The sequence below is a fragment of the Variovorax ginsengisoli genome (genome assembly GCF_030811835.1).
GTDB lineage: Bacteria > Pseudomonadota > Gammaproteobacteria > Burkholderiales > Burkholderiaceae_C > Variovorax > Variovorax ginsengisoli_C.
Window position 1 is genome coordinate 95386 of record NZ_JAUSRO010000020.1, and the last position, 7188, is coordinate 102573.

Below are 7188 nucleotides of genomic sequence, written 5' to 3' on the forward strand. Positions count from 1 at the left end.
GGCACCGCAGGCGCCGGCTTGCCATGCTGCGGATGGAAGCAGCGCACCGTGTGCCACGGCGCGTCGTGCCGCGGATGCGAAATCTCGGGCCGCTGCGCGCAGGCCGCATCCGCATGCGGGCAGCGCGGCGCAAAAGCGCAGCCAGCCGGCATGTTCAACAGGCTGGGCGTCATGCCCTGGATCTGCCGCAGGCGCGCGCCACGCTCGTTGGCGCTCGGCAGGCTGTCGATGAGCCCCCGCGTGTACGGATGCTGCGGATGGTCGAGCACGTCGGCCACCGTGCCGTGCTCCACGATGCGCCCGGCGTACATCACGGCAATTTCGTCGGCCAGGCTCGCCACCACCGACAGGTCGTGGCTGATCCAGATGAGCGAGGTGCCGGTTTCACGCACCAGTTTCTGCACTTCCGAGAGGATCTGCGCCTGGATGGTCACGTCCAGCGCGGTGGTCGGCTCGTCCGCAATGATCAGGTCGGGGCCGTGCAGCATGGCGATGGCAATCGCCACCCGCTGGCGCATGCCACCCGACAGCTGGTGCGGGTAGGCGCGCAGGCGCTCTTCGGGGCTGGGAATGCCCATGCGCGCGAGCGTGTCGCGCGCATGGCGGCGCGCTTCGTCGGTGGACACGCGCTTGTGCGCCTTCACCGCCTCGATCATCTGCGTGTCGACCCGCAGCACCGGGTTGAGCGTGGCCATCGGGTCCTGGAAGATCATCGCGATGCGGTTGCCCTGCAGCTCGCGCCGCTCGGTCGTCGGCAGCTGCGTGAGTTCGCGGCCCTGGAACAGCACCTGTCCGCCTTCGACCTTGCCCGGTGGATCGACCAGGCCCATGATCGAAAAGCCGGTCACCGACTTGCCCGAACCCGACTCCCCCACCAGTCCCAGCACCTTGCCGCGGCCCAGTGTGAACGACACGCCATCGACCACCGGCAGCACGCCGGCGCGCGTGTGGAAGCGCGTCTGCAGGTTGCGGACTTCGAGCGTCGGGACTTCGAGGTCCTGCACGGGAACTGCGCTCATTTCTGAAGCCTCGGGTTGAGCACGTCGCGCAACTGGTCGCCCACCAGGTTGATCGCGACGATGGCGGCCAGCAAGGCAACGCCGGGGAAGAAGCTGATCCAGTATTCGTTGGACAGCAGGTACTGATAGCCGTTGGAAATCAGCAGGCCCAGCGAGGGCTCGGTGATCGGCACGCCCAGGCCCAGGAAGGACAGCGTCGCCTCCAGCGTGATGGCGCGCGCAATCTGCAGCGCGCCGATCACCAGCAGCGGCGGCAGGCAGTTCGGCAGGATGTGGCCGGTGACGATGCGCCAGCGCGGAATGCCCTGCCCCTGCGCCGCGTCCACATACTCGCGCCGCGCCTCCACCAGCGCCTGGCCACGGGCGGTGCGCGCGTAGTACGCCCATTCGAGCAGCACCAGCGTGAGCATGACGTTGCCCACGCCCTTGCCCAGGTAGGCCAGGATCATCAGCGCCATCAGGATGGTGGGAAACGACAGCAGCAGGTCGACCAGCCGCATCAGCAATGCATCCACCTTGCCGCCGGCATAGGCGGCCACCAGGCCGATCAGCGTGCCAACCACCGCTGCAATCAGCGCCGAACCCACGCCCACCGTCAGGCTGATGCGCAGCCCGTAGACGATGGCCGAGTACAGGTCGCGGCCCTGGCCGTCGGTGCCCAGCCAGTAGGTGTAGCCGCCCTCGCTGCTCTGTGAGCCGGGTGGCAGGCGCGCGTCGAGCACGTCGAGCTGCATCAGGTCGTAGGGATTCTGCGGCGTGATCCAGGGCGCGAGCAATGCGGCCAGCACCACCAGCCCCAGCAGCACCAGCCCGCCGACGGCGATGCGAGAGCGCAGAAAGTCAGCGGCCACGCGCCACCAGATCGAGCGTTCGTCGTAGCTTTTCACTGCGCTCATCTCGCACCTTCCAGTCGAACGCGTGGGTCCAGCAATTTGTAGAGCAGGTCGACGATGAGGTTCAGCGTCACGAAGATCACCACCACCACCATCAGGTAGGCCACCACGACCGGCCGGTCGAGCGAATTGATGCTGTCGAGGATGAGCTTGCCCGCGCCCGGCCAGGCGAAGATGCTTTCGGTGACCACCGCGTACGCGATGGTGGCGCCCAGCTCCAGCCCCAGCACCGTGACCAGCGGGATCATGGTGTTGCGCATGACGTGCATCAGCACCACGCGCGTGGGCGTCAGGCCCTTGGCGCGCGCGAACTTGACGTAGTCCTGCGGCAGCACCTCGCGCACCCCGGCCCGCGTCAGGCGCAGCACCAGCGAAATCTTGAACAGCGCCAGGTTGAAGGCCGGCAGCAGCAGGTGCTGCCAGCCGTCGAGCGTGAGCCACGACCACTGCACGCCGAACAGCTCACGGGTGGCGCCGCGCCCGCTGGCCGGCAACCAGCCCAGCTGCACACTGAACACCATGATCAGCATCAGCGCCACCCAGAAGGCCGGCAGCGAAAAGCCGACGATGCTGGTCGCCATGAGCGTGCGCGACACGGGGTGGTCTGGCTTCATGCCCGCGAACAGCCCCAGCGGCACCCCCAGCACAATGGCCATCAGCAGCGCCACGAAGGCCAGTTCCATGGTCGCCGGCAGGCGCTGCAGGATCAGGCGCACCGCGTCTTCCTGGTAGACGAAGCTGCGGCCCAGGCTGCCGTGCAGCGCCCCGTCGACGAAAGCCAGGTACTGGCGCCACAGCGGCTGGTCGAGCCCGAGCCGCGCGATGGCCGCCAGGCGTTCCTGCTGGTTCATGTCCTCGCCGATGAGGATGTCGATCGGGTTGCCAATGGCATGCAGCCCGATGAAGACGATCAGCGTCATCGCCACCACCACGCCGAACGCCTGCAGCAGACGGCGAACCAGCCAACCCGTCATCGCGCCACCTCGTGGCCGTTAGGGTCCTCGGCCTCGGCTTCGGTAGCGGCTTGATTTTCGGGCTCGATGTACGGCGGCAGCACCGACGGCGTCCACTCGTCGCCGTCGAGCTCCGGCTCGGCATAGCGCTGCATGGCGACGAAGTGCTGGTCGACGTCTTCGCGCAACAGGGCCGCAGCGAGGCCGCGCGCCAGCCGCTGGGCGCCGTCGGTGATCTGCGGAATGTCGCCCGCCGCCGCACCGTGCGAGAGCGAAGCGGCATAGTTGAAGCAGTGCACGCGCGCGAGGCCGGGGCAGGCACCGGGCGTCTTTTCCTGGAATTCGAAGAGCGGGCCGAGGTCCGGCGATTCGGCCAGCTCGCTGTCGGCCATGCCTTCCGGCGGCGCGAAGCGGTCTTGCCACACGCGAACCTGCGATGCAAAAGCAGCGAACTCGGGCCGCAGCGTCCAGTCGGTGCGAAAGCCGGTGCTGAACACGACGAAGTCCGCGGCCAGCGGGCCCTTGGGGGTGTCCAGGCGCAGCGCGCCGTCGGCCCGCTGGGTGGCACCGAGCACAGGCGTGCCCAGCTGGAAATGCGCATTCGCGTGGCGCGACACGCGCAGCGTGCTGCCGTGCGGCGGCGGCACCTGCTGCACGTTGATGTAGTGGCGCATGCGCCATTTCCATTCGTCGGGCAGTTGCCAGAACCCGTGCACCATGCCGGGGTTGCCCGCGCCCTTGCCCTTGTTGACCCGAGGCAGATCGGCGCGGCGGATCAGCAGATCGACGCGCGCTGCGCCAGCCTCCAGCGCGGTGGCGGCGGCGTCCATGGCGGACGCGCCGCCACCGACCACGGCCACGCGCAGGCCTTGCAGGCTCGCGGCGTCCCAGCGCTCCGACGAATGCGCCCAACGCGCGCGCGGCAGCGAAGCGGCCCAGTCGGGCACCCAGGCACCGCCCAGGCCGTCGCGGCCGGTGGCGAGCACCACGTGACGCGCCTGCACGCTGTAGGGCCTGTCACCTGCGGCCAGGTCGATCAGATCGATCTGCACCACGCCGTCCGCACGCGGCAGCACCGCACTGACCTGCTGGTCGTTTCGCACGTCGAGCGCCAGCACGCGCCGGTACCAGCGCAGGTACTCGGCCCACTGCAGGCGCGGGATCTTGTCGAGCGCGTCCCACGCAGCCAGGCCGAACTGGGCCTCGAACCACGCCCGAAAGGTCAGTGCCGGCAGGCCGAGCGCGGGGCCGGTGAGTTCCTTGGGCGAGCGCAGCGTTTCCATGCGCGCGGTGGTTGCCCACGGCCCTTCGAAGCCGGCCGGCGCGCGGTCATAGATGCGCGCGCGCAGGCCCAGATGGGTGAGCGTGGCCAGCAGCGCCAGGCCTGCCATGCCGCCGCCAACGATGGCGACGTCCAGCGGCGCCTCCGCCGCGCCAGCTTTGGGGGGCACCCAGCTTTTGGCGGGCAGGCCGAGCCACGACAGGTCTTGTCGCAGGCGGGCTTCAAGTGCGGGCAGGCCGATCTCTGCAGTCATCGGGGGGCTTTCATTCAGGAAGGTCGGAAGGTTCGTCATCGCCGTAGAGCGTCTGCAGCAGCGCGCCGTGCGCAGACGGCTCGTGACGCACGAAATGGGGCAACGCGGTGGCCGCGTCCAGCAAGGCGTCGATCAGCGCCCGCACGGGGGGCGCGACCGGCCTGCCCTGCGGCGTGATCACGCCGAATACGAACGGTATGTCGGTGTCCAGCGGCCGCACGGCGAGGCCTTGGAGCGGCGCGCCGTAGGCCGTCAACGGCTCCAGCACGGCCACACCCAGGCCGGCGCGCGCCAGCGCCTGGGCGTTGACCGAGGAATTCGTTTCGATCAGCGCGTCGCTGCGCGTTGGCAGGTGCCCAGCGCGCGCCAGCGTGGCGTCGAGCCGGCGCCGCAGCCGGAAGGGGTTGCTCATGGTGACGATGCGGCGTTGGGCAAGCAAGGCCAAGGGCACGACGTCGTGCGCGGCGAGCGGATCGTCTTCCGGCAGCACCGCCAGGCAGGGCATCTGGCCGATCCAGTGCACGTCGAGCCCGCGGTGCTCCAGCGGCAGGCTGCTCGCACCGAGCTGCACGGCGCCATTGAGCACGGCATGCACCACCTGCTCGGGCGATGCACTGCGCAGCTGAATCGGTACGGCACCGCTGTGCGCCTCCACCCGCCGCAGCGCCTGCGGGAGCAAGCCGAGCGCCAACGCCGAGGTGGCGGCCAGCAGGAGCGGTTGTGCTTCGCCCCGCGCGATTTCCGCGGCGCGCAGGTGAATCTGCTGCAGGCTGCCCAGCGCGCGTTCGACGTCTTCATAAAGCAGAAAAGCCTGCTCCGTCGGTGTCACACGCGGCCCGTGGCGCGTGAACAGCGGATAGCCGATTTCGGCCTCCAGCTCTTGCACGAGCCGCGTCACCGCTGGCTGCGAGCGCGCCAGCAAGCGGGCCGCACCGGTCATGGTGCCCGTGGACATCACTGCGGCGAAGGCTTCAAGCTGGCGCAGTTCCATGGCATCCAGTATTCATATTCCGCATCATCATGCATTTAACATGCCAGTGACAAATACTTCTTCCGCATAAGCTCAGGTGGAATCTGTCGTAGCGCCGCCACAGTGAAACCCACTCGGCAAACGCAACAAAATATTGCAAGACGTCAAATCAAGTCACAAAATGTGGAAAATCTCACAGATTCAGCCGTAACAAAAAGCTCCAGCGCGCCGATAAGAAGAAAACAAGCCTTCGGATCCCACTCATGACCACCAGCACCATGCACTCCAGCAGCGACGACGCTGGCTCGACTTGGCCCGACTGGCGCAAGCGCCTGAACGTGCTGGCGATCTGGGGCCTGGGCGTGTGGATGGGCTCCCATGCGTCATGGAGCGCATTGAGCGAAGAAAAGTCCATTGCCGACGCCCGTGAAGCCTGCGCGTCATCGGTAGCCGAACGCATGCCCGACCATGTGCGGCTCGAAAGCCTGAGCACCTGGGCTGCAGTCGAGCGCTCACCCGGCGTGTGGGTCGTCGAAGCCCACTATTCCGACGGTGGTCGCTACGACTCCATATGGTGCCAAATCCGCGCCGTCGGCTCTGAATACCGTCTCGCCCGTATCGACCGTCGCTACGAAGACAGCCGCCGCCGGCTGTGAGCGGCTTTTTAGCGTCTGCCCCATAGACCGGCCGTATCGCCGGGCGCCCCACATCGTCAATTGACATTGATTGACATTTACTGACCGTGAGCAAAGAATAGGCACACCTCAAAAACTAGTACTTTAGAAGTACTATTCGGCATGCCCCATGGACAAAGGCTTCGACTCGAACAACAGCGCGCCCCCTGCGGGTAAGCGATACCGCATCGTCAAGGTCGTCGTCGTTGACCAAGGCAAAGGATTTCGCTGGGAGCTGATAGAAGGGGTGGAAGGGGCGTCACCCACCCTGGTCAAACGCGCCTCGCGCAGCACGTTCGCCTCGTGGATGGACGCCTGGGAAGCAGGCAATGCGGCACACATGCGCCTGCGTGCGGCGGAAGTCGTCGAGGCTCCGACGCCGGCCGACGTGAAAAAGACGTGAGGTTCAGTCCCGGCCCACCGGCCTGGTCGCATGGGGTACGCCCGACTCAGTGACCAGAAGCACCAGATCATCCAGATTGCCCTCTTCAGGCAGGCTTCGAACAGCGGCGATGGCTGTTTTCTGTGTGCAACCGCACTGCCATTGCAGCCAGCGCACCAGCAGACGGCTTGCAAAACCATGCATCCGCGGATCGTTGCGCCATCGGTTGAACCTTTCTTGTCCGATCGACGCATTCATGGCTGTTTCATCTTCAACGACGGTTTGGATACGCATAACGCCCTGCATGCAACATTGTGTATCATAAAGATACAAAAAGCAACGACAACGGACATGAATTGCGCCGCGGCAAGAATGGGTGCTCATGAGAAATTCAGCCAGCTCCATTCGCAAAGCCGTCTTCCCCGTCGCAGGCTTCGGCACCCGCTTCCTGCCCGCCACCAAGGCCCAGCCCAAGGAAATGCTGCCGGTGGTCGACAAGCCGCTCATCCAGTACGCCGTCGAAGAGGCCTACGCCGCGGGCATCCGCGACATGATCTTCGTGACCGGCCGCAACAAGCGCGCCATCGAAGACCATTACGACACGGCCTTCGAGCTCGAAAGCCAGCTCGAAGCCAGCGGCAAGACCGCCCTCTTGAACATCGCCCGTTCGGTCATGCCCGACGACATGACCGTGTCCTATGTGCGCCAGCCGCGCATGCTGGGCCTGGGCCATGCCGTGCTGTGCGCCGAGCACCTGGTGGG

The 7188-nt window shown here is 66.6% G+C and carries 8 protein-coding genes and 1 pseudogene; 3 read left to right on the forward strand and 6 right to left on the reverse strand.

From position 1 onward, the window contains the following. Nucleotides 1-29: 29 nt before the first annotated feature. From J2W36_RS24680 to J2W36_RS24700, 5 genes and pseudogenes are all read right to left on the reverse strand, one after another. Nucleotides 30-1019: pseudogene (locus tag J2W36_RS24680) on the reverse strand (ABC transporter ATP-binding protein); the annotation flags it as partial. After that, the gene (locus tag J2W36_RS24685) at nt 1016-1915 is read right to left on the reverse strand and encodes an ABC transporter permease (RefSeq protein ID WP_307692430.1); all 900 of its coding nucleotides are present in this window, start codon (nt 1913-1915) and stop codon (nt 1016-1018) included. The pseudogene J2W36_RS24680 and the gene J2W36_RS24685, both read right to left, overlap by 4 nt. Beyond that, on the reverse strand, nt 1912-2886 hold the full coding sequence (locus J2W36_RS24690; protein ID WP_307692431.1) for an ABC transporter permease: 975 nt from the start codon (nt 2884-2886) through the stop codon (nt 1912-1914). Before J2W36_RS24690 ends, J2W36_RS24685 begins: the two co-directional genes overlap by 4 nt. Continuing rightward, nucleotides 2883-4400 (reverse strand): flavin-containing monooxygenase, encoded by a 1518-nt coding sequence (locus J2W36_RS24695; protein ID WP_307692432.1) that lies wholly within the window; start codon nt 4398-4400, stop codon nt 2883-2885. Before J2W36_RS24695 ends, J2W36_RS24690 begins: the two co-directional genes overlap by 4 nt. 10 nt (nt 4401-4410) lie before the next feature. Next, nucleotides 4411-5391: a LysR family transcriptional regulator gene (locus J2W36_RS24700; protein ID WP_307692433.1), complete on the reverse strand. Its 981-nt coding sequence runs from the start codon at nt 5389-5391 to the stop codon at nt 4411-4413. A gap of 242 nt (nt 5392-5633) precedes the next feature. Between J2W36_RS24700 and J2W36_RS24705 the strand changes: the two genes are divergently transcribed. Further along, nucleotides 5634-6026, forward strand: a complete 393-nt coding sequence (locus J2W36_RS24705) for a hypothetical protein (RefSeq protein WP_307692434.1) — start codon at nt 5634-5636, stop codon at nt 6024-6026. A 148-nt stretch (nt 6027-6174) separates the two neighbouring features. Continuing rightward, entirely contained in the window at nt 6175-6447 is a 273-nt protein-coding gene (locus tag J2W36_RS24710) for a hypothetical protein (protein WP_307692435.1), read from the forward strand. A 3-nt stretch (nt 6448-6450) separates the two neighbouring features. Here the strand turns inward: J2W36_RS24710 and J2W36_RS24715 are convergent, their stop codons facing one another. Next, nucleotides 6451-6720, reverse strand: a complete 270-nt coding sequence (locus tag J2W36_RS24715; RefSeq protein ID WP_307692436.1) for a hypothetical protein — start codon at nt 6718-6720, stop codon at nt 6451-6453. Nucleotides 6721-6808: 88 nt separating this feature from the next. Between J2W36_RS24715 and J2W36_RS24720 the strand changes: the two genes are divergently transcribed. Then, nucleotides 6809-7188: UTP--glucose-1-phosphate uridylyltransferase (locus J2W36_RS24720; RefSeq protein ID WP_307692437.1), on the forward strand; the 380-nt coding region annotated here is incomplete at its 3' end.